Genomic DNA, 20911 nt, shown 5'->3' with positions numbered 1-20911 from the left:
AATCGCGAAACCAGCCACATCGCGCAAACAGGTTTGCATGATTTGCACCGGGCGTCGGCCAATGTCGCCAGCATGCGGGCGGCCCGGCAAATAGCCTTGTCAAAACCTGCAAGCCCAGACGGGCTGCGAGAAAACGGCTTTCGCCCCGAATCCTTTTGACATTTCTGTAATGGGCACGTAAAAGAATCGGGCTTTGCGATTTCCAGCCACAAAGCGGCCCTTGCGCCGCATTCCAAGGAGCAATTCGCATGTCGGAGAAGACAATCCGCAAAGGTCTGCCGCGCGCCCAGCAGCAACCCGAAATTCCCCAGCCGCTGCAAGGCGAGGTGTCTGGCGAAGCCGCGCCGCTGCTGCGCTTCGTGCTGGACAATGTCCGCTACATCGCCGCCGGTCTCGGCGTGCTGGTGCTGGCCGCCGGTGCTGGCTCTGGCTACCGCTGGTGGGCCGCTGAAAAGGCGCGTGAGGCACAGGCCGAACTGGGCGTGATCTCCGTGACCAAGGCTGGCGCGGATCGCGTGCAGGCTCTGGAAGCATTCCTGGCCAAGGCGCCGTCGGACGTGCGCTACGCCGCGCTGCTGGACCTTGCCGCCGCCGCCATGGAAATGAAGGACTACGACAAGGCCGCCTCGGCCTGGGAACGTCTGGCCGCGGTCGATGGCGCCACCGGCGTGGTGGCCCGCATCGGGCGCGCGCAGGCCCTGTCGCAGGCGGGCAAGGACGCCGAGGCCCTGGCCGTGCTGGAAGGGCTGGAAAATTCGGTCAGCGAGATTTCGCGCAATGCCGTGCGCGGTCAACTGGCCGTCGTGGCGGAACGTGCGGGCAAGCTGGACCGTGCCGTGGCCGCCTACGAGCAGCTGATGGCCTCCGAGTCCGCAGGCAACAAGGACTATTTCAAGAACCGCGCCGAAGCGCTGAAGGCCCGCATGCAGAAGGGGGGCGCGTAAGCCCATGAGCGAACCCACTGCGACCCCGGGCGCCCGCCCGGTGAATCCCCTGTTGGCCGACGAGCCGGGCGCGCGGCGTCTGCTGCTGGGCAACGAGGCCATCGTGCGCGGCGCGCTGGAGGCGGGCGTCAACCTGGTGGCCTGCTATCCGGGCACCCCGTCTTCCGAAGTGCCCGACACCTTTCGCCGCATCGGCGGCGGTGGCCGCTACCGTGTGGAATATTCGGTGAACGAGAAGGTGGCCATGGAAGTGGGGGCGGGTGCCGCCCTGGCCGGGGCCATGACCCTGGTCACCATGAAGCATGTCGGCGTCAACGTGGCCGCCGACCCGCTGCTGACCATGACCTATACCGGCCTGCCCGGCGGCCTGGTGCTGCTTTCCGCCGACGACCCCGGCTGCCACGCCAGCCAGAACGAGCAAGACAACCGCACCTATGCCCGTTTTGCGGGCATGCCGTGCTTCGAGCCCGCCACCGCGCAGGAAGCCAAGGACATGACGCGCGACGCGCTGCTGCTGGCGCGCGAGCTTGAACAGCCCGTGCTGCTGCGCACCACCACCCGCGTCAACCACCTGCGCGGCGCCGTGGAATTCGGCCCGCTGGGCCAGCCCGCGCCCGTGGTGCCCTTCGAGCGCAACCCCCGGCGCTTCGTGCCCGTGCCCGCCGTGGCCCGGGTGCGCCACGCCGAACTGGTCAAGCATCTGGGCATGGCACGGGAAAAGGCCGAACATTCGCCCTGGAACACCGTGCGCGGCGATGGGCGCTTTGGCGTCATCGCCAGCGGCATCAGCCGCGCCTACCTGTCCGACGCCCTGCACGAGACGGGCTGGTCCGACCGGGTGAAGGTGCTGGACCTGGGCATGACCTGGCCCCTGCCGGAAGACCTGCTGGCCGACTTCCTGTCCCAGTGCGACGCCGTGCTGGTGCTGGAGGAACTGGAACCCCTGCTGGAAAACGACGTGCGCGCCCTGGTGCAGCGCAAGGGCCTGCCCGTTGCCGTCAGCGGCAAGGGCGGCGCGCTGACCATCTACGGCGAATACTCCACCCAGACCGTCACCCAGGCCCTGGCCGACCTGCTGGGCGAAACCGCCCGGCTGCCGATTGCCTGCGATCCGGAAACGGCCCTGCCCGTGCGCCCGCCGAACCTGTGCCCCGGCTGCTCGCACCGCGCGCTGTACTATGCCGTGCGCAAGGTGTTCGGCGATGACGCCGTGTACTCCAGCGACATCGGCTGCTACACGCTGGGGCTGCTGCCGCCCCTGCGCATGGCCGACTTCCTGTTCTGCATGGGCTCGTCGGTATCCGCGGGGTCCGGCTTTGCCACGGCCTCGGGCAAGCCCACGCTGGCCTTCATCGGCGATTCCACCTTCTTTCATTCCGGCATCACCGGGCTGGTCAATGCGGTGTTCAACAAGCATGACCTGATCGTGGTGGTGCTGGACAACGGCACCACGGCCATGACCGGCCACCAGCCCAACCCCGGTGTGCTCCAGGACGTGCTGGGCAACGCCTGCGTGCACCTGGACATAGAGGCCGTGGTGCGCGGCTGCGGCGTGGCCGACGTGGCCAGGGTGCGGCCCTTCAACGTCAAGTCCACCATGAAGGCCCTGGCGGAAATGAAGGAACGCTCCGGCGTGCGCGTGATCATCGCCGAGGAACCGTGCGTGCTCTACGCCCGGCGCACCCTGAAGAAGCCGCGCAACCAGGTGGCCTACGTGGCCGAACAGAGCCCTTCCGTGGCCGACTGCCTGGAACACCTGGCCTGCCCCGCCTTCTTCCGCGACGACACCGGCATCCACGTGGACGAGAACCTCTGCGGCGGCTGTATGGTCTGTCTGCAGGTTGCGGACACCATCAAGGCCCGCAAGAGGAGCGACGCATGAGCACCCCCGCACGCATCCGCATCTACCTTACCGGCGTGGGCGGGCAGGGCACCCTGACCGCCACCACGCTGCTGGCCCGCACCGCCCTGGACCAGGGGCTGGAGGTGACCTCCGGCGAAATCCACGGCATGGCCCAGCGCGGCGGGGTGGTGGAATCCACCATTCTGCTCGGCGGCTGGAAAAGCCCCAAGATCGGCCATGGCGAGGCGGACCTGATCCTTGGCTTCGAACCGCTGGAAACCCTGCGCGGCATGACCCATCTGGCCGCCGGGGGCAGCGTGCTGTCCAACACCGAGCCGCTGCCGCCGGTGGGTGTTTCCACCGGACGCGAAGCCTATCCGGAGATGGAGCGCATTCGCGCCAAGGTGGAAGGCTGCGCCGCGAAGTCGTGGTTCCTGCCGTGCCGCACCCTGGGCCTTCAGGCCGGGTCGGTGCAGGCGGGCAACAGCGTGCTGCTGGGCGCGGCCTGCGCCTCGGGGCTGCTGCCCTTTGGCCCGGATGCGCTGGAAGCCGCCATCCGCACTCATCTTGCCCCCAAACTCATGGACATGAACCTGAGGGCGGTCGAACTGGGTGTTCGGGCCGTAGCCTCCGCGAGCTGACCGCATGACCACCATCACCGACGACAAGCGCCTTCAACCCTATCTCGGCACGCTCCAGAAGATCGTGTCCGACATGGGGCCGCAGCGACCGTTTCAGTCCACCCTGAAGTCGCTGCTCCGCACGCTGGCTGAAAACCATGACTTCCAGCGGCCGCACATCGTCATCTTCGATCCGGAGACCCGCACCCTCAAGCTCAGCCTGTCGCAGACGCCCACCAAGGCGGACCATGTGGAATACGAGCCGGGCGTGGGCGTGACGGGTCAGGTGTTCTCCACGGGCCAGCCGGTCATCGTGCCGCGCATCAAGGACCACCCGGCGTTCCTGAACAAGGCCTTTGGGCGCTCGGACGAGGAGCAGGAAAACCTGGCCTTCATCTGCGTGCCGGTGCTTGGCCCCGCGGACGAACCCCGGCAGGGCCGCGAGGTCATCGGCACCCTCAGCGTGGACACCCCCTCGGTGCCCATGCCGCAGCTGGAATCGCACTGCCGGTTCCTGGAGGTGGTGGCGGGCATGATCGCCAACCACGCCTCGTACCTGCAGGAGGAAATGGCCCGCCAGAAGCACCTGATGACCCAGGGCCTCATCGTGGGCGACAGCAACGACATCGGGTTCACCCCGTCCAACGTGGTTGCCGCCTCCAAGGCCATGCGTCTGGTGCTGAACCAGGCCGCCCAGGTTGGCCCCAGCCGCGCCACGGCGCTGCTGCGCGGCGAATCGGGCACCGGCAAGGAACTGCTGGCGGAAGCCATCCATCAGGCAAGTCCCCGACGCGAAATGCCCCTGATCAAGCTGAACTGCGCGGCGCTGCCCTCCGAACTGGTGGAAAGCGAACTGTTCGGCTACCAGAAGGGCGCGTTCACCGGGGCGGTGCACACCAAGAAGGGTCTGTTCGAACTGGCCAACAAGGGCACCCTGTTCCTGGACGAAGTGGGCGAACTGTCGCCCAACGCCCAGGCCAAGGTGCTGCGCGCCATCCAGGAACAGGAAATCCAGCGCCTGGGCAGCGAACAGACCATCACCGTGGATGTGCGCCTGATCTGCGCCACCCACCAGCCGCTGGAAGAGCTTGTGGAGCGGGGGCTGTTCCGCGAGGACCTGTACTACCGCATCAACGTGTTCCCCATCTTCATTCCCCCGCTGCGCGAGCGGCGTGAGGACATCCTGCCGCTGGCGGAACACTTTCTGCGCATCTACTCCGAGGAGTATTCGCGCAGCATCAAGCGCATCTCCACCCCGGCCATCGACCTGCTGACGCAGTACCATTGGCCCGGCAACATCCGCGAACTGAAGAACTGCATCGAACGCGCGGTGCTGGTGTGCGACGAGCAGGTCATCCGCACCTACCACCTGCCGCCCTCGTTGCAGACGGCGGAATCCACCGCCACGGACACCAACCTCTCGTTCTGCGAGGCGGTGGCCAAGTTCGAACAGGAACTGCTGGTGGACGCGCTGAAGAAGGCGCGCGGCAACATGTTGCAGGCCGCGCGCGACCTGCGCGTGAGCTACCGCATCGTCAACTACAAGGTGAAGAAGTACGGCATAGACGCCAAGAAGTTTGCCGTGGCCAAGGCACGCGGCATGAAGTAGGCGACGCCGCCCGGCTGACGCACGCATTGATGCGACCGGCTTCCGGCAACGGGGGCCGGTCGTTTGCTTTTGGGGCAGGGCGCGCGGCGGGGCAAGCAGCCTTCGGGAGCGACCTGCGCCACAAGGAAAACGGGCGGGGCCGTGCGATGTATCGCGCGGTCCCGCCCGTTGTGCCCGGATGCGTTCGAGTATTCCCGTCCGTGGCGTTACGCCGTGGGGTCTTCGCCCAGCCAGCCCTGCAAGGTTTCGATGATCTTGCGGGCCTGGTCGGCGCTGGAAATGTTGAACTTGGACTGGGCGCGGTATTCGCCGTTCATCTTCTTGTAGCGTTTCACCACGTACTTGTCCGCGCCGTAGTCTTCGGTTTTCGCGTCCCACTGCTGGTAACGGAACAGGATGGTGGTCCATGCTCCCTTGGAAAGCACGGACTTGTCCAGTTCCTTGACTACAAGCTGGCCGTCTTCCTCGTAATTCACCGTCAATTCTTCAATGGTCGTGCTCATGGTCTGGTCCGTCTGCGCCCGGCGAGGGGCGGAAATGCGTTGTTCATATCCGGGCTTTCTGTATTAACGCCCTTTGTGTTCATTCGCGAGGCGCGAATTTCATTCTCCGGCAACGAAGGCAAAGCGCTCACATTTTTGGCGCGCCCAGGATTTTTGTTCCCTGTCAAGGAAGGCGAGTTCACCGCGATGGGAGCGCACTCTTTGGTGCGTGACCGGAGCGGCGAACGAAGCCTGACACCGACAGGGGGCAAAAGGACGGGCGCGCCCCCTAGACTATGATGTCGTCCTCGGCGTGCGCCCCATTCTCCTCCGCCGCCGCCCAGATGCCGCCCGCATCGCCAAAGTGGCGCTGGGCCTGCTTCAGCCCCAGGGCAAAGGCCTTGACGTTCACCTCGCGGATCTTGGCGGGCAGGTTGGCTTCCATGCTCTTGCGCATCACCCTCGGGTCGGCATAGGGCAGAAGGTGCGTCACCGCGCCCATGACCATGGTGTTGATGGTCATGGGGTTGCCGATCTGCTCCTTGGCCATCTGGGTGAACGGCAGGCCCAGGTACACGTTGGTGGGCGCGTGCTTGACCAGGGTGGTGTCCACCAGCAGGATGCCGGTCTTCTTGAGCAGGCGGTAGTAGCTGTTGCACGCCTCGGGGCTGAGCGCAACCAGCAGGTCCAAGTTTTCGGTCTTGGGGTAACTGATGGGGCGCGAACTGACAACCACGTCGGCACGGCTGGAGCCGCCGCGCGCCTCGGGGCCATAGCTCTGGGTCTGGGTGACGTAGTAGCCGTGGCCCAGCGCCAGCGCCGAGCCCAGCAGGCGGCCCAGGGTTATCAGCCCCTGCCCGCCAAGGCCCGAAAGACGGATTTCGAAACGGTCTATGGGTTGCGGCGCCTTCATCGGTTCTGCCCCATGAGTTTGCGTTGCAGCTCGAAGTAGCGTTCCTCAAGGCCTGGTTCTTCCACGTCGCGGAACACCCCGATGGGGATGCGCCCGTCAGCGGGTTTGCGATCCGGCTCCTTCAGGGTTTCCACCTTCACCGTGTTGGACTTCAGCCACTTGTACATGTCCACGGCATTGCGGAACTTGTTCTTGCGCCCGTACTGGGTGGGGCAGGGGCTGAACACTTCCACCATCGCAAAGCCGGGATGCATGATGGCCGAGCTGATCAGCCGGTCCAGCTGGATGGCATGGAACGAGGTGCCCCGCGCCACGTAGCTGGCGCCCGCAGACTTGCACATGTCCACGATGTCGAAGGATTTTTCCAGCGATCCGAAGGGCGTGGTCATGGAAATGTCGCCCTGCGGCGTGGCGGATGAACACTGGCCGCCGGTCATGCCGTAGATCTGGTTGTTCAGGATCAGCGCGGTAACGCCGATGTTGCGCCGCGCGGCGTGGATGAGGTGGTTACCGCCGATGGACATGGCGTCGCCATCGCCCATGACGCAGATGACCTTCAGCTTGGGGTTGGCCATCTTGATGCCGGTGGCGAAGGTAAGCGCCCGGCCATGGGTGGTGTGTACGGTGTTGAAATCGACGTACACGGCCATGCGGCCGGAACAGCCGATGCCCGCCACCAGCACCACGTCGTCCTTGGGCAGGCCCAGTGCGTGCACGCTGCGGATCAGCGAACCGAGCACGATGCCGTGGCCGCAGCCCGCGCAGAACACGTGGGGGAACTTCTTGTTATGGCGCAGGTAGTCGTGGATGAGTTGGGTAACGTCCGCCATGGCCCACCTACAGTATGGCTTTCAGGATTTCGGAGGGCGTGATGATCTGCCCGTCCACCCGGTTGATGGTGCGCACCTTGGTGCGGCCATTGTTGACGCGCTTCACCTCGCGCGACATCTGCCCCATGTTCATTTCGGGCACCACCACGGTATGGCAGCGGTGGGTCAGCTTTTCCACCGCCGGGCGGGGGAAGGGGAACAGCGTCTTCAGGGTGAGCAGCCCGGCCTTGGCCCCGCGTTCGCGGGCCTGTTCCACGGCCAGGTGGGCGGAACGCGCCACGCTGCCGTAGGCCACCACGGCCACTTCCGCGTCGTCCATCATGTATTCGTCGGCCATCTGGATGTCGCCGTAATACTGGTCGATCTTGCGGAACAGGCGCAGCATGGCGTCCTTCACTTCATCGGGGCGCTGGGTGGGGTAGCCCATGACATCGTGGGTCAGCCCGGTGACATGGGTGCGGTAGCCGGAGCCGATGGGCGCCATGGCGGGCACGCCGCGCGCCGTGTCGGCATAGGGCTTGAACCATTCCGGCGGCACCGTGGGCTCCACGCGGGAAAGGATTTCCACCTCGTCCGGGTCGGGCACGGTGATCTTTTCGCGGGTGTGGGCCGTCACCTCGTCCAGCAGCAGGATGACCGGGGTGCGGTATTTTTCGGCAAAGTTGAAGGCCGTCACGGTCATCTCCAGGCATTCCTGCACGTTGGATGCGGACAGCACGATGATGGGGTGGTCGCCGTGGGTGCCCCAGCGGGCCATCTGCACGTCGGCCTGGGCCGGGCTGGTGGGCAGGCCGGTGCTGGGGCCGCCGCGCATGACGTTGACCACCACCAGCGGGGCCTCGACCATGCAGGCGTAGCCGATGTGCTCCTGCATCAGGGCAAAGCCGGGGCCGGAGGTGGCCGTCATGGCCTTGCGGCCCGCCAGCGATGCGCCGATGGCGGCGCCCATGCTGGCGATTTCGTCTTCCATCTGGATGAACACGCCGTCTTCGATCAGGGGCAGGCGGTTGGCCATGACCTCCATGATCTCTGTGGACGGGGTGATGGGGTAGCCTGCATAGAACGAGCACCCGGCCAGCAGTGCGCCCTCGGCCACCGCTTCGTTGCCGAGCGCGAACAGTTCGCGTCTCTTGCGTTTCTTGCGTTGCACCGACATGGCGTCACTCTTCGGGGTTGGGGTTCGGTTCGGCCGTGCGCACCGGGGGCGAGGCGCGGCCATGCTCGGATTCGGGGTCGCTCCATCCGCTGCGGGGGTCCGGCTGGCCTGCACCGTTGCGGGTGCGCGGCTTGATGGCGATGGCGAAGTCCGGACAGTGCAGTTCGCAGAACCCGCAATTGATGCACTCGTCCTCGTGGGCAACCTCGGCCTTGCCGAAGGTGTTCAGCACAAGCACCTTGGCGGGGCAGAAGGCCACGCACAGGCCGCAGCCCTTGCACCAGTCGGGGTAGACGCAGACGCGGGTCTGACCTTTTTGCTTCTTTGACATGGGCACACCAGTGGTGGCTTTGGGTGCAACGGAGCAGGGCGTCCGTTCCGTGGTGGCCGGGCCGCGTGGGCCGGGATGATGCGAGCGGCAAGAGTGCCGCCCCTGCGCGCGTTTGGGCCATCAATAAACGCAACCACGGGTCACGGCAAGGAAAATTCGACAAGTCGCACGGTTGTGCAAACAATGGAAGATGCCGGGGGCTTGGCGTGCGCAAGCTGTCAATGCGGCGGTGATGCCGCAGAGGCGCCGTGTACCGTCAGATTCGTCCCGATCAGGGCCGACATGCCCAGCCGTGAACGGACGGAAACGGGACGGGGGCCGGGCAACGCAACCGGCGCGAAATACGGCGCAGGGGGAGGCAGCGCCGTGCTGGCGTAGTTCCCGCAGGTACGACGGATATGGGCGACGGCACAAGAAACGGCGGCTCCCGCAGGAGCCGCCGTGTAGGTCATGAATCAGCCGAAGGAAGCCGCAGGATACATATTGCCCGCGCGCCGTCAGATGGACCAGCTTGCTATCAGCCCCCGGATCACTTCCGGGGCAACGCCGCGTTGCGATGCGGTCATGATCTTGGTGGGGTACTGCTCCGCCACCTGCAACGAACGCATGTACAGGGCGATGATTTCGTCCGTCACCTGAAGGCGCATGCCCGCACGCTCCTGCTGCCCAAGCACCATTTCCAGCATCTTGCGACCGGAAAAGGTGGAAATGTCGGAATAGATGTACGCCATGGCGCACCCCCTCTGGCACGAAGGCCGTGGCGCATGAGCGTCCCCCGCTATCATCCGGAATGCGGGTGGGGACGGCGTCATGTCGCCTGTTCGGGGCTGCCGGTCCGTGGCTGCCTGTGATGCAGGCTGACGGCGGGCCGGGTGTGCCCATCCGCTGCCTTCCATACCCTGACAGATAGCCGCAAGGCGGGCGTCTGGCAAGGGCACGACCGTGAAAAGCCGTGCCGGGGGGATGATTATCCGACGGACATGCGTGCGGCAGGGGCGTGGAGCCTGATTGCCCCCGCCTGGCGGTAATGCCGTAATGACGTCGTGATGAAGTGACGAAGTGACGACGTGACCTGGCGCGCGCCGATGCATCGGGCGCGTCTGGCGTCGTTATCCGTCTTTGGGATCGCCCAGCAGGGTCACGGCGCAGGCCCCGGGGCCGCTGTGGCAGCCCAGCACCGGCGATGCGGGCACCACGTACAGCGGAGCCACGCCGAAGCGGGCTTCCAGTTCCCTGGCGTAGCGGGCGGCGGTGTCCGGCGCGCCCACATGGGCAATGGCAAAGCGCGGGTTGTCGAGGGCGGCCAGCGCCTGCCCGAGCAGGGCGAACAGCTTTTCCCCGGCCCGGCGCGGGCCGATGCCCTTGGCCGCCACGTCCACCTTGCCGCCCTTGCGCGGGTCGAAGCACAGCACCGGCTTGATGTGCAGCAGCTTGGCCACCATGCCGGTGCCCCGGCTCATGCGGCCACCACGCACGGCAAAGTCCAGGGTGTCCATGGAAACGTACACGTGCAGGTTGTCGGCGTCGCGCGCGGCCAGTCGGGCCACCTCCGCGGCGTCCATGCCCGCCTGTGCGCGGCGGGCCGCCTCCAGCACCACCAGGCCAAGGCCCACGGTCAGGGTGCGGCAGTCCACGGCGGCGATGTGGGGCGAAACCATGCGCGCCACGGTGGCGGCGGACTGGTGGGTGCCGCTGTACATGGCCGTCACGTGCAGAGAGGCCACTTGCGCATGGGTGCGTAGCACCTCTTCGTACACAGTGCGGAAATCGGCGGGCGCGGGCTGCGAGGTGCGCGCGGAGCGGGACGAGGGCAGGCGACGGTTGAACTCGTCCGCCGAGATGCTGACCTTGTCCACGTACTCCTCATCGTCCAGAAACAGGCGCAGGGGCACGGTGCGGATGGCGTACTGGTCCAGCAGTTCGCGCGGCAGGTCGCAGGTGGAATCGGTGACCACGGCGGTGCCCGTCGGAGCGGGCGCGGCCTGGGGTTGCCCCCCCGCCACGGCAGCCAGCAGGTCGCGGTGCTGGCGCAGCATGTCTTCCGCCTTGTGGTGCGAAACTTCGCCGTACTCCGCGGCGATGGCGAACACCGTGTCCGGCGTGTCGGTATGCACGTGGACGCGGGTTACCGCCCCGGCGCCCGCCACCACGATGGAGTCGCCCAACTCTTCCAGCCGCACGCGCAATTCGTCGCGGTCGATGGGGCTGGCCATTTTACTGCGGATCAGGCATTCGGTGCAATAGCCGTAGGTCAGCTCCTCCACGGCAACCCGCTCCTGGGCCTCGCCCAAGGTGGCGTTGTCGGCGCCGCAGGCGTCGTCACCGCCCGCCCTTTCCGCGCCGTCATGCGCCCCGCCCTCGCCGGGCGCGTCCGTATCCCCGGCGTGGCTCCGCCGGTTGATGGTGCCGCGTTCGGTGAATTCGGCAATGCCTTCAAGCAGATACACGAAGCCAAGGCCCCCGGCGTCGACAACGTCGGCGGCCTTGAGCGCGGCCAGCTTTTCGCGCGTTTCCTGCACGGACTGGCGGGCACGGTCCAGCGAATCGTGAAGCAGGTGGTGAAAATCCTTGTAGGAATGGCAGTTTTCTCGCAGGTGCTCGGCCCAGTCGCGGATGACCGTGAGGATGGTGCCTTCCTTGGGGTGGGCGATGGCCTCCACGGCGCGGCGCGCGGCCAGCGATGCGGCCTCGGCGAAGTCGCGCGGGCTGACGCGCGAAAGATCCTTCACCCCTTCGGAAAACCCGGCCAGAAACTGGGCCAGGATGACCCCGGAATTGCCCCGCGCGCCCATCAGCGCCGATTCGGCCACGATGGAACTCATGCGGCCGATGGAACTTTCCGGCGTGGCCGAGGTGGAGGCCACGATGGATTTCATGGTGCCCGCCATGTTGCTGCCCGTGTCGCCGTCCGGCACGGGGAACACGTTGATGGCATTGAGATGGCCGTGCTTTTCGATGAGACGGCGCGCGGCGGCGCGCACCACCCGGCGGAAGCGGATGCCGTCGAGATAGCGGATGCGCGAGGGCTGGGCCTGGCCTTCGGGGGCGGAACCGGCCTGAGGTTGTGCCGGGGGCTGGGCCGATGTCTGGACCGAAGTCGGGGTCATGGTCCGGGACGGGGCCGGGGACGGAGTCTGCCTTTCCTGCAAGTGGGGTCGCTCCTGACGGGGCAAATATATGGAATGAAGCAAGGCCGGGCGGTGGCAAAACCACGCCGCAAAGGCGCGGAGCATGCGGCCGGGCAGCGGCCTTGCGGCATGCCAGCTCCCAGCGGCGCGTTAGCTATAATGGACTTGCCGTGCCACTGCAACATTGTTGTAACAATGCGCAATAAAATGGAAACGCAGCCATTCTTTCTGGCCTGCGCCAGATTTGCGGGGCCAGGGAAGCACGGAACCTGTCCCTCGGCGTTGACGCGACAGGCCTGCCATGCGACATGCTGCCGGGAACGTGCGGTGCTTTCGTGCTGCCGCCCGGCGGCCTTGTCCGTTTGTGGATTCCGGCCGGTTCGTTCCATTGCGTTCAGTCGTGCGCGGCTTCGATCCGTCCGCGTGTGGGGAGGGGCACCCCGTCAGCGGCCAACATTCTTCATCAACGCATCGCGTCTCCATACCACATGGGAAATTTCATGAATCTCGACCAGAAGCGCTGCATCATCTTCGATCTGGACGGCACGGTGTACCTGGGCGACCGGCCCATTCCCGGCACGGTGGACTTCATCCGCCGCAACCTCGGGGTGCGCGACATCCAGTTCCTGACCAACAACACGTCGAAGAACCTGGCCGACTACACGGCAAAGCTGGCGGGCATGGGCATCCACATCGGGCTCGACCGCATGCTTTCGCCGCTGCTGCCGCTGGTGGACCACCTGCGCGAGCAGTCCATCACCCGGGTCTACCCGGTGGGCAACGCCAACTTCATCGCCTTCCTGCGCGAACGCATGCCCGACATCACGTTTACCGCCGGGGACGACTGCCAGGCCGTGCTGCTGGGCTACGATACGGAACTCACCTATCGCAAGCTCACGGAGTCGTGCCTGCTGCTGCAACGGCCCGAGGTGGCCTTTCTGGCAACCCATGCCGACAAGGTGTGCCCTTCGCCGCAAGGCCCGCTGCCCGATGCGGGCAGCTTCATGGCCCTGTACGAGGCGGCTACCGGGCGCACCCCCGACATCGTGTTCGGCAAGCCCAACACCATCCTGCTGCGCTCATTGCTCCAGCGCTACCAGCCCCACGAAATGGCCATGGTGGGCGACCGCATCTATACCGACAAGCTGCTGGCGGAAAACGCCGGGATGGACTTCATACTCGTGCTCAGCGGAGAAACCCGGCGCGAGGATCTTGCAGGACTTGCGCGTCAGCCTGCCCTTGTAGTGGATGACCTTGGCGGGTGCTGATCCGGGGGTGTCTCCGTCCTCTGCGTATGCCTGGCGATGCGCCCTGTAACAGGAACGTCACTTGCCGCGCCGCGTTCTGTTCTGGCAATTTGCCGATGCTCAGGCTTTTTTCCCGCAGGCGTTTTCGCTGCGGGGAAATGCTTTGCGAATATGCCGCCATGGTGTATAATGTGGTGATTTTGCGACGTTTCGGCAACAAGGGTGAGGCGTCGCAGCCGGGCTGATTATCCCAACGCAAACCGAGGAGAAGGCAATGACCAAGAAGTGGATGCATCTGCTGCTCACCCCGATGGTGCTGGCCCTGGGGCTGTGCGCCATGTCCGCAACCCTTGCCAAAGCCGCCGACGAGTGCACCAACAGGGGCGCCCTGGACGCCATGTTCTGCGACGACAACAAGGATCTGGTGGCCGATACCCCCAAGGACAAGGGCAAGTGGAAGGATCCGAGCACGCTGGTGTTCACCTACACTCCGGTCGAGGACCCCGCCGTCTACAAGGACGCCTTTGCCGACTTCCAGGCCTACCTGGAAAAGAAGACCGGCAAGAAGGTCATCTACTACACCGTGCAGTCCAACGCCGCAGAAGTGGAAGCCATGCGCTCCGGCCGCCTGCACATCGCCGGCTTCTCCACCGGCCCCACCTGCTACGCCGTCAACCTGGCGGGCTACGTGCCCATCGCCGTCAAGGGCGATGCTGAAGGCTTTCAGGGCTACCGCCTGCTGCTCATCGTGCGCAAGGACAGCCCCATCCAGAAGCTGGCCGACCTGAAGGGCAAGAAGGTGGCCCACACCTCCGCCTCTTCCAACTCGGGCAACCTGGCCCCGCGCGCCATCTTCCCCAAGCTGGGCATCACCCCCGAAAAGGACTACACCGTGGTCTATTCGGGCAAGCATGACCAGTCCATCCTGGGCGTGGGCTACGGCGACTATGATGCCGCTCCCGTGGCGGGCGACGTGTTCAAGCGCATGGCCCAGGCCGGGCGCATCAATGAAGCCGACTACCGCATCATCTGGCAGAGCGACGTGTTTCCCACCTCTTCGTTCGGGTATGCCCATGACCTGAACCCCGACCTGGTGAAGAAGATCGTCGATGCCTTCAACGAATATCGCTTCACGCCTGAAATGCAGAAGACCTTCGGCGGGGCCGACCGGTTCTTCCCGGTTACCTACCAGAAGGACTGGGCGATCATCCGCGAGATCGCGGAAGCCAACGGCGAAACCTTCAATCAGGGCGGCCTGCAACAGATCGCCGAGAAGGAAGCCGCCGAGGCCGCCAAGAAGAAGGAAGCCGAGGCCAAGAAGAAAGAAGCCGAAGCCAAGAAGCAGTAACATACAGGCGGCGGGTACCGGCATATCCGGCGCCCGCCGCTTTTGCTTGCGGCACGGTAGCCCCGTGCCAGGCTTTCGAAACCGCGTGCCTTCTCCGCCCCGCCGGGCTGCCCGACAGCCAGGCGCAGGATGCCGACCCGGCACGCCGTCCGCAGGACGCACCACGCCCGCAGGCCGGACGCCCCCGGGCGTCGTGGCGCGTCCTTCACCCGCAGCTCCGGGAATCAGCAAGTGCACAAGGCAACAGACTCTGCTTCCACCTCCCGTCGTCCCGCGTGCAGCGCGGGCGACAAGTCGCTCGTCGTCGAGAACCTGAGCAAGGAATACCTGCGCGGCAAGCCCGTGCTCAAGAACATCAGCCTGACCGTGGCCGGGCAGTGCACCACCGCCATCATCGGCCCGTCCGGTACTGGCAAGAGCACGCTGCTGCGTTGCATCAACCGGCTCATCGAACCCACCTCCGGCCGCATTCTGGTCAGCGGGCAGGACATCTGCACGCTGCGCGGGTCCGACCTGCGCGCGGCGCGCCGCCGCATCGGCATGGTGTTCCAGGAATACAACCTGGTGGAGCGCCTGTCGGTGATGGAAAACGTGCTCTGCGGTCGCTTGGGCTACATAGCGCCGTGGCGCGCCTGGCTGCGCAAGTTTCCGCAGCAGGACATCGAGCGCGCCTACGACCTGCTGGACATGGTGGGGCTGACCGAATTCGCCCGCGCCCGCGCCGACGAACTTTCCGGCGGCCAGCGCCAGCGCGTGGGCATTGCCCGCGCGGTGATGCAGCAGCCGCACATCCTGCTGGCGGATGAACCCACCTCGTCGCTGGACCCCAAGACGTCCGTCGAGATCATGGAACTTTTGCGCGAGGTTGCCGCCGTCAACGACATCCCCGTGCTGGTGAACATTCACGACGTGACCCTGGGCCGCCGCTTTGCGGACAGGATCATCGGCATGTCCAAGGGCGACGTGGTCTTTGACGGACCGCCCGAGGGCCTGACCGACGAGCACCTCAAGCTCATCTACGGCGGCGAGGACTGGCTGGCATGAGCGCTGCAACCGTCACCCGTCCCGCACCCTTCGCGGTCAACTGGTGGGCCCGGTTCGGCTATCTGCTGGCCGTGCTCTACTGTCTGTATGCCCTGTCCATCCTGGACATTTCCTGGGACCGCCTGCTGGCGGGCCTGGACAACGGCTCGCGCTTTCTGGGGGCCATGTTTCCGCCCAAGTTCGCGCGGTGGAAGTTGCTGCTCGACAACCTGATGGAGTCGTTGCAGATCGCGCTCATCGCCTCGTTCTTCGGGGTGCTGCTGTCGCTGCCGGTGGGCCTGTGCGCCTCGCGCAACCTGATGCCCGACTGGCTGACCTGGCCCGCGCGCGCCTTCATCGCCGTGTGCCGGTCCTTCCATCCGGTGATATTCGCCATCCTGTTCGTGAAGGCGGTGGGCTTCGGCCCGCTGGCGGGCATCCTGACGCTGATCTTCGCGTCCATCGGCTTTGTGGCCAAGCTGTTCGCCGAGGCCATCGAGGAAATCTCGCTGAAGCCGGTGGAAGCTGCCCGCGCGGCGGGTGCGCCGTTCATGTCGCTGCTGGCCTTTGCGGTGCTGCCGCAGGTGCTGAACCGGTTCATCGGCTTTTCCACCTACCAGGTGGATGCCAACCTGCGTAACTCCACCATGGTCGGCATCGTGGGCGCGGGCGGCATCGGCGGTACGCTGGCCGCGGCCTTCCAGCGTTTCGACTACGGCTTCGTGTGCGCCATCCTCATCGCCATCATCGCGCTGATCATGGTGTCGGAATACGTGGCGGTGCGGGTGAAGGGGGTGTTCCAATGAGCGCTACGCGTACCTGGGAACGCTTTACCCCGGCAGAGCGCATGGCGCGTTTCGTGGTCTTTCTCGTGGCGGGCATCCTGCTGGCATGGTCGTTCCGCACTGTCGAGATCATTCCCGAATTCCTCATGGACGCACCGGAGCAGGTGGCCGACCTGTTCAAGCGCATGTGGCCCGTGGACTTCGCTTACTACGAGCATGGCGTGCACGCCGTGCTGGTGGAAACCCTGCACATCGCCACGGTGGGCACCATCCTTACCCTGGGTATCGCCATACCCGTTGGCATCATGGCGGCCAGCAACGTGTGCCGCGTGCCCGCGCTGAACTGGCTGGCCACGTTCATTCTGGTTTCGTCCCGTTCGGTCAACACGCTGGTCTGGGCGCTGCTGTTCGTGGCGGTGTTCGGCCCCGGCACGCTGGCGGGCACCGTGACCATCGCCGTGCGGTCCATCGGCTTTGTGGGCAAGCTGTTCGGCGAGGCGCTGGAAGAATCCGCCCCCGGCCCCATCGAGGCGTTGCGCGCCGCCGGCGCGCCGTGGATCAGCGTGTTCCTGAAAGGGTACTGGCCGCAGGTGTCTCCGGCGTTCTGGGGCATTGCCCTGTTTCGCTGGGACATCAACGTGCGCGAATCCTCGGTCATCGGGCTGGTGGGCGCGGGGGGCATCGGCATGGCTCTCGACGAAGCGCTCAACCTGTTCCATTGGGACCGCGTAGCGCTTATACTGACATGCATCTTCGCGGTGGTGGTCATCGCGGAGGTGTTCGTCACTCATATTCGCAAGCGCATCATTTAGGGACTGTCACCAAATTGTCCTTTTGCCCGTTGGCTTCGTCAAACTACGCTTGGCATGTCGGTCGAATACGATAAGAGTATACTCCCTCATGCCAAGCTCGTTTTCCTTGCCAACGAACAAAAACCCTAATTTGGAGACAGCCCCTTAAGAGGCGCAGCGCGATGTTCACGGGGCGGCGAAAGCCGCCCCTTTCTTTTACGGCACATCGATTGCCCTGCCAAAGCAGGGCGGGAGGAACCCCATGCAACGTCTGAAGGGAAAGCGCGTCCTCATGTTCGTGGACGACGTGTATGAAGACCTGGAGCTGTGGTACCCCAAGCTGCGCCTGATAGAAGAGGGCGCCGAGGTGGTGGTGGCCGGGCCGGAGAAGGGCCGTACCTATACGGGCAAGAACGGCTACCCCTGCAAGGCCGATGCATCCATCGCCGACATGGAGGACATCAGCTTCGACCTGCTGGTCATCAGCGGCGGTTTTGCCCCTGACAAGCTGCGCCGCGACCCCAAGGTGCTGGAACTGACCCGCCGCATGCACGAGGCGGGCAAGGTGGTGGCCCACATCTGCCACGCCGGGTGGATTCCCATTTCTGCGGGCATCATGCGCGGCTTCCGCTGCACCTCCACCCCCGGCATCAAGGACGACCTGATCAACGCCGGGGCCATCTGGGAAAACGCCGAGGTGGTGGTGGACCGCAACCAGGTCAGCAGCCGCAAACCCGACGACCTGCCCGCGTTCTGCAAGGCCATCATCGAACTGGCAGCCGGATAACAGTGGCGGACGGCCAGCCCCGGACTGTCCGGTCGAAAAACCGGCTCCGAGCCATGCGGTGCCAATGCGACGCAAAAGGGGAGGGACCTGCTGGTCCCTCCCCTCCATCTTTTCATGCAGGCAGCATGCTGCCGCGTGCCCGTGCCTACTTGATGGTCACCAGTTCGTAGGTTCCGCTGCCAAGCCCCAGGGCCTCGGCATGTTCGATCTGACTCCGCCAGTTGGTACTGGGGTGGACAACGTGGAAGTGGTCGTGCCGTCCAGTATGCCCTGCCTGCCCTGTCTGTCCGGCATGTCCTGCATGATCGGCACAGTCGCAGCCCTCTTCTTGCTTGCCCGCCAGCGGCTTGCCGACCCTGTCGCCCAGCACAGACCCGGGAATGACCGGTGCGGCGTTGACCGCGTCAATGCAGGCCTTGTCCAGCGCCACCGGGTCGAAGCTGGCAAAGATGCCGATGTCCGGAATGATGGCGGCGTCGTTTTCACCGTGGCAGTCACAGTTGGGCGAGACGTGGTTGACCACGCTGATGTGGAAGTTGGGGCGTCCGTCCAGCACGGCCTTGGCGTATTCCACCATCCGGATGTTCACGTCGTCGCTGCTGCCTTGCCACGGCGTGTCGATCGCGTCGAAGTTGCAGGTGGCGATGCACCGCCCGCAGCCCACGCACAGTTCGTGGTTGATGGACGCCTTCTTTTCCTCGTTGAAGGTGATGGCTTCCTGATTACAGTACCGGGCGCAGGTGCGGCAGCCCACGCACTTGTCGTGGGCAACGCGCGGCTTGCCGTTGTTGTGCATGATCATCTTGCCGGCCCGGCTGCCGCTGCCCATGCCGATGTTCTTGATGGCCCCGCCGAAGCCGGTCAGTTCATGCCCCTTGAAGTGGTTCAGGGAAATGAAGACGTCGGCATCCATGATGGCCCGTCCGATTTTTGCGGTTTTCAGGTGCACGCCGCCTTCGATGGGCACTTCCACCTCGTCGGCGCCCTTCAGGCCATCCGCGATGACCACGTGGCAGCCGGTCGAAAGCGGGGTGAAGCCATTTTCGTAGGCGGCCTCCATATGCAGCAGGGCGTTGTTGCGTCGGCCCACGTACAGCGTGTTGGCGTCGGTGAGAAAGGGCATGCCGCCCAGCTTCTTCACCCTGTCCGCAACGGTCTTGGCGAAGTTGGGGCGCAGAAAGGCAAGGTTGCCCGGCTCGCCGAAGTGGATCTTGATGGCCACGAAGGCGTTCTGGAAATTGATCTGCTCCACGCCTGCCGCCAGCATGAGCTTGTCCAGCTTGTCGAGCAGGCTGGTGCCGATCCTGCACCGCATGTCGGTGAAGTAGACCTTTGACGGCTCCGCGCCGGTTTCCGTCATTGCAGTATCTTTCGCGCAGTCGCAGGCGGCGCGTTGCCCGCGCGCGGGCCGTTCCTTCTTTCCCGCTGCCGGAGATGCGTGCGCCTTTCTGGGTTTTGCCGTTTCGCTCATCGTCGTGTGCCTCCATGATTGGCAAGGTATGCCGCAGTTGTCATGCCGCTGCCGTAAGGCAGTACATGCCGCACGGGGTGTTCCCTGTCCGGCAGGCTCGGGTCCTGTCGGGGCATAGCGTTTCACCCCTGTTCATTACCCCATGCTGGCTGGCTGCGAAAGATACGATTCCACCTTTCTTTTGCTCATTCCTCTCATGCGCGCCTGCATGGGGTGCGGGCCGTTGCGGCCCGGCGCGGCATGCCCGCGAAAAGGGGGACAGGGGGAACGCACAAGGGCCTTGCGGATGGTGTCCGCAAGGCCCTTGTGCCGTCTGGCGACTTCGGCAGGTGGATGACGGCCTAATGCAGCCGCCACGCAGCCAGCGCCAGCATCAGGCAACTGACGGCGGCCCCGCCCACGAACACGGCGGGCAGGTCGCCCCCGGCATACAGCAGGCCGAACAGCAGCGGGGCCAGGGTCTGACCCAGGCGCAGCAGGGTGCCGTTGACGGCCATGATGGCGGCGCGCTGCTGGGTGGGGGCCAGCGAGGTCATCATGGTGGACAGGTTGGGCAGGTTCAGCCCCTGGGCCATCCCGAAGCACAGCACCGGTCCCAGCAGCCACCACAGGCCGGGCATCAGCGGCAGAAGCAGCATGGCGGCGGCGTAGAAGACATGGCTGAGCATTATCAGCCGCCGGGCGGGAAATCTTTCCGACAGGCGTCCCAACTGCGAGGCGATCATGGCCGTGCCCAGCGAGGACACGGCGAAGATGGCGCCGATGCGCGAAGGCCCGGCGTGAAAACGGGTATCCGCCAGCACCGGAAAGAAGGTGACCATGGGGCCGTACAGCAGAACGAAGGTAAGCAGGGAAAGCCCGAACAGCACCAGTGCACGGGGCGATAGCGCAATGCGCAGGGTGGAGCGGAAATATTCCCCCAGGGACTGCGTGGCGCGCGAGGCAGGCAGGCGCAGCCGGGCGGCGGCCAGCATCAGCGGCAGCACGGCCAGCGGCAGCAGGAAGGGCACGTTCCAGCCGAATTCGGCCAGCAGGCCGCCCAGAGCCGGGAAGATGGCCGTGCCCAGGCTGAGTACTCCGGCGTTGTAGCCCATGGCCCGCACCCGGTCGTTGTCCTCGTACAGGTCCCCGATGAGGGTGGTGTACAGCACGCCCAGCGGGGCCGCGCCAAACCCCTGCACGAAGCGGCAGGCCAGCAGGGTGGAAAGATCACGTGCGAAGAAGCAGGCCGTGCCCCCCAGAATGAACAGGGCCATGGCGGGCAGCAGCACGCGCTTGCGGCCCAGCCGGTCTGCCAGTACGCCCGCCACCGGGGCCAGCACGATGCCCGGCAGGGTGAACGCCGTCAGCACCAGCCCCACAGAGGCCAACGGAATGCCCAGCTCGCGCGCCATCAGCGGCAGTGCGGGCATGACGCTGGAAACGCCCATGATCACCGTGAGGGTGATGCCGAAGATGGTGTGCAGATTTCTGTCGCGCAGCAGCGGGTGCATGGGGATTCCGTGAGAGGTAGAATGTCGGCGGGTTCTACGCCCCTCCACCCGGCAAGGTCAAGGCACGCAGCCGTGCAGCGAGAGGCGCAACCTTTCTGCATCCTGCCGCT

19 protein-coding genes are annotated in these 20911 nt (G+C 65.4%); 10 read left to right on the top strand and 9 right to left on the bottom strand.

Translation table 11 applies throughout. The features are described from left to right. Positions 1-248 precede the first annotated feature (248 nt). The 4 genes from DESTE_RS03340 to DESTE_RS03325 are packed head-to-tail and all read left to right on the top strand — an operon-like array spanning position 249 to position 5016. On the top strand, positions 249-944 hold the full coding sequence (locus DESTE_RS03340) for a tetratricopeptide repeat protein (protein ID WP_035065020.1): 696 nt from the start codon (positions 249-251) through the stop codon (positions 942-944). 4 nt (positions 945-948) lie between these two features. Then, positions 949-2826, top strand: a complete 1878-nt coding sequence (iorA, locus tag DESTE_RS03335) for an indolepyruvate ferredoxin oxidoreductase subunit alpha (RefSeq protein ID WP_051384276.1) — start codon at positions 949-951, stop codon at positions 2824-2826. Next, positions 2823-3428 (top strand): indolepyruvate oxidoreductase subunit beta, encoded by a 606-nt coding sequence (locus tag DESTE_RS03330; protein WP_035065016.1) that lies wholly within the window; start codon positions 2823-2825, stop codon positions 3426-3428. Before iorA ends, DESTE_RS03330 begins: the two co-directional genes overlap by 4 nt. Before the next feature lie 4 nt (positions 3429-3432). After that, positions 3433-5016: a sigma-54-dependent Fis family transcriptional regulator gene (locus DESTE_RS03325; RefSeq protein ID WP_035065012.1), complete on the top strand. Its 1584-nt coding sequence runs from the start codon at positions 3433-3435 to the stop codon at positions 5014-5016. A gap of 206 nt (positions 5017-5222) precedes the next feature. Here the strand turns inward: DESTE_RS03325 and DESTE_RS03320 are convergent, their stop codons facing one another. The 7 genes from DESTE_RS03320 to DESTE_RS03290 form a co-directional block, all read right to left on the bottom strand. Then, complete coding sequence (locus DESTE_RS03320; RefSeq protein WP_035065008.1) at positions 5223-5519, bottom strand: hypothetical protein; 297 nt, start codon at positions 5517-5519, stop codon at positions 5223-5225. Between the two features lie 268 nt (positions 5520-5787). After that, positions 5788-6411: a 2-oxoacid:acceptor oxidoreductase family protein gene (locus DESTE_RS03315; RefSeq protein WP_035065005.1), complete on the bottom strand. Its 624-nt coding sequence runs from the start codon at positions 6409-6411 to the stop codon at positions 5788-5790. After that, positions 6408-7241, bottom strand: a complete 834-nt coding sequence (locus DESTE_RS03310) for a 2-oxoacid:ferredoxin oxidoreductase subunit beta (protein WP_035065002.1) — start codon at positions 7239-7241, stop codon at positions 6408-6410. Before DESTE_RS03310 ends, DESTE_RS03315 begins: the two co-directional genes overlap by 4 nt. A gap of 7 nt (positions 7242-7248) precedes the next feature. Beyond that, positions 7249-8397, bottom strand: a complete 1149-nt coding sequence (locus DESTE_RS03305) for a 2-oxoacid:acceptor oxidoreductase subunit alpha (RefSeq protein WP_035064999.1) — start codon at positions 8395-8397, stop codon at positions 7249-7251. A gap of 4 nt (positions 8398-8401) precedes the next feature. Further along, entirely contained in the window at positions 8402-8728 is a 327-nt protein-coding gene (locus DESTE_RS03300; RefSeq protein WP_035064996.1) for a 4Fe-4S dicluster domain-containing protein, read from the bottom strand. A gap of 497 nt (positions 8729-9225) precedes the next feature. Beyond that, entirely contained in the window at positions 9226-9459 is a 234-nt protein-coding gene (locus DESTE_RS03295) for a hypothetical protein (protein WP_035064993.1), read from the bottom strand. 378 nt (positions 9460-9837) lie between these two features. Further along, complete coding sequence (locus DESTE_RS03290) at positions 9838-11835, bottom strand: DAK2 domain-containing protein (RefSeq protein WP_245590712.1); 1998 nt, start codon at positions 11833-11835, stop codon at positions 9838-9840. Positions 11836-12356: 521 nt separating this feature from the next. Here DESTE_RS03290 and DESTE_RS03285 point away from each other — a divergent pair. The 6 genes from DESTE_RS03285 (at position 12357) to DESTE_RS03260 (ending at position 17837) form a co-directional block, all read left to right on the top strand. Next, positions 12357-13124 carry an HAD-IIA family hydrolase gene (locus DESTE_RS03285; RefSeq protein ID WP_035064991.1) on the top strand — a complete coding sequence of 256 codons (768 nt, stop codon included), beginning with the start codon at positions 12357-12359 and terminating at the stop codon, positions 13122-13124. A gap of 253 nt (positions 13125-13377) precedes the next feature. Further along, the gene (gene phnD, locus DESTE_RS03280) at positions 13378-14451 is read left to right on the top strand and encodes a phosphate/phosphite/phosphonate ABC transporter substrate-binding protein (RefSeq protein ID WP_035064988.1); all 1074 of its coding nucleotides are present in this window, start codon (positions 13378-13380) and stop codon (positions 14449-14451) included. 231 nt (positions 14452-14682) lie between these two features. Beyond that, the gene (phnC, locus tag DESTE_RS03275; RefSeq protein WP_035064985.1) at positions 14683-15495 is read left to right on the top strand and encodes a phosphonate ABC transporter ATP-binding protein; all 813 of its coding nucleotides are present in this window, start codon (positions 14683-14685) and stop codon (positions 15493-15495) included. After that, complete coding sequence (gene phnE, locus DESTE_RS03270) at positions 15492-16280, top strand: phosphonate ABC transporter, permease protein PhnE (protein WP_035064982.1); 789 nt, start codon at positions 15492-15494, stop codon at positions 16278-16280. Before phnC ends, phnE (DESTE_RS03270) begins: the two co-directional genes overlap by 4 nt. Continuing rightward, positions 16277-17071, top strand: coding sequence for a phosphonate ABC transporter, permease protein PhnE (phnE, locus tag DESTE_RS03265; protein WP_035064980.1), 795 nt, complete (start codon positions 16277-16279; stop codon positions 17069-17071). Before phnE (DESTE_RS03270) ends, phnE (DESTE_RS03265) begins: the two co-directional genes overlap by 4 nt. 241 nt (positions 17072-17312) lie before the next feature. Then, a complete protein-coding gene (locus DESTE_RS03260; RefSeq protein WP_035064978.1) occupies positions 17313-17837 on the top strand; it encodes a type 1 glutamine amidotransferase domain-containing protein in 525 nt (174 codons plus the stop codon). A gap of 145 nt (positions 17838-17982) precedes the next feature. Here DESTE_RS03260 and DESTE_RS03255 read toward each other — a convergent pair whose 3' ends face one another. Both DESTE_RS03255 and DESTE_RS03250 read right to left on the bottom strand, forming a co-directional pair. After that, positions 17983-19197: a DUF362 domain-containing protein gene (locus DESTE_RS03255; protein ID WP_035064975.1), complete on the bottom strand. Its 1215-nt coding sequence runs from the start codon at positions 19195-19197 to the stop codon at positions 17983-17985. 452 nt (positions 19198-19649) lie between these two features. After that, a complete protein-coding gene (locus tag DESTE_RS03250) occupies positions 19650-20801 on the bottom strand; it encodes an MFS transporter (protein ID WP_035064972.1) in 1152 nt (383 codons plus the stop codon). Between the last annotated feature and the right edge of the window lie 110 nt (positions 20802-20911).

Origin of the sequence: Nitratidesulfovibrio termitidis HI1 (assembly GCF_000504305.1) — a bacterium.
Classification (GTDB): Bacteria; Desulfobacterota; Desulfovibrionia; order Desulfovibrionales; family Desulfovibrionaceae; genus Cupidesulfovibrio; species Cupidesulfovibrio termitidis.
This window is presented reverse-complemented; position numbering and strand designations above follow the sequence as displayed.

Coding starts and splice junctions, on each gene's coding strand:
- DESTE_RS03290 (WP_245590712.1), bottom strand. CDS start 11,835: ATGACCCCGACTTCGGTCCAGACATCGGCCCAGCCCCCGGCACAACCT.
- DESTE_RS03315 (WP_035065005.1), bottom strand. CDS start 6,411: ATGAAGGCGCCGCAACCCATAGACCGTTTCGAAATCCGTCTTTCGGGC.
- phnE (WP_035064980.1), top strand. CDS start 16,277: ATGAGCGCTACGCGTACCTGGGAACGCTTTACCCCGGCAGAGCGCATG.
- phnD (WP_035064988.1), top strand. CDS start 13,378: ATGACCAAGAAGTGGATGCATCTGCTGCTCACCCCGATGGTGCTGGCC.
- DESTE_RS03310 (WP_035065002.1), bottom strand. CDS start 7,241: ATGGCGGACGTTACCCAACTCATCCACGACTACCTGCGCCATAACAAG.
- iorA (WP_051384276.1), top strand. CDS start 949: ATGAGCGAACCCACTGCGACCCCGGGCGCCCGCCCGGTGAATCCCCTG.
- DESTE_RS03325 (WP_035065012.1), top strand. CDS start 3,433: ATGACCACCATCACCGACGACAAGCGCCTTCAACCCTATCTCGGCACG.
- DESTE_RS03260 (WP_035064978.1), top strand. CDS start 17,313: ATGCAACGTCTGAAGGGAAAGCGCGTCCTCATGTTCGTGGACGACGTG.
- DESTE_RS03330 (WP_035065016.1), top strand. CDS start 2,823: ATGAGCACCCCCGCACGCATCCGCATCTACCTTACCGGCGTGGGCGGG.
- DESTE_RS03250 (WP_035064972.1), bottom strand. CDS start 20,801: ATGCACCCGCTGCTGCGCGACAGAAATCTGCACACCATCTTCGGCATC.
- phnE (WP_035064982.1), top strand. CDS start 15,492: ATGAGCGCTGCAACCGTCACCCGTCCCGCACCCTTCGCGGTCAACTGG.
- DESTE_RS03285 (WP_035064991.1), top strand. CDS start 12,357: ATGAATCTCGACCAGAAGCGCTGCATCATCTTCGATCTGGACGGCACG.
- DESTE_RS03340 (WP_035065020.1), top strand. CDS start 249: ATGTCGGAGAAGACAATCCGCAAAGGTCTGCCGCGCGCCCAGCAGCAA.
- DESTE_RS03255 (WP_035064975.1), bottom strand. CDS start 19,197: ATGACGGAAACCGGCGCGGAGCCGTCAAAGGTCTACTTCACCGACATG.
- DESTE_RS03320 (WP_035065008.1), bottom strand. CDS start 5,519: ATGAGCACGACCATTGAAGAATTGACGGTGAATTACGAGGAAGACGGC.
- DESTE_RS03305 (WP_035064999.1), bottom strand. CDS start 8,397: ATGTCGGTGCAACGCAAGAAACGCAAGAGACGCGAACTGTTCGCGCTC.
- DESTE_RS03300 (WP_035064996.1), bottom strand. CDS start 8,728: ATGTCAAAGAAGCAAAAAGGTCAGACCCGCGTCTGCGTCTACCCCGAC.
- DESTE_RS03295 (WP_035064993.1), bottom strand. CDS start 9,459: ATGGCGTACATCTATTCCGACATTTCCACCTTTTCCGGTCGCAAGATG.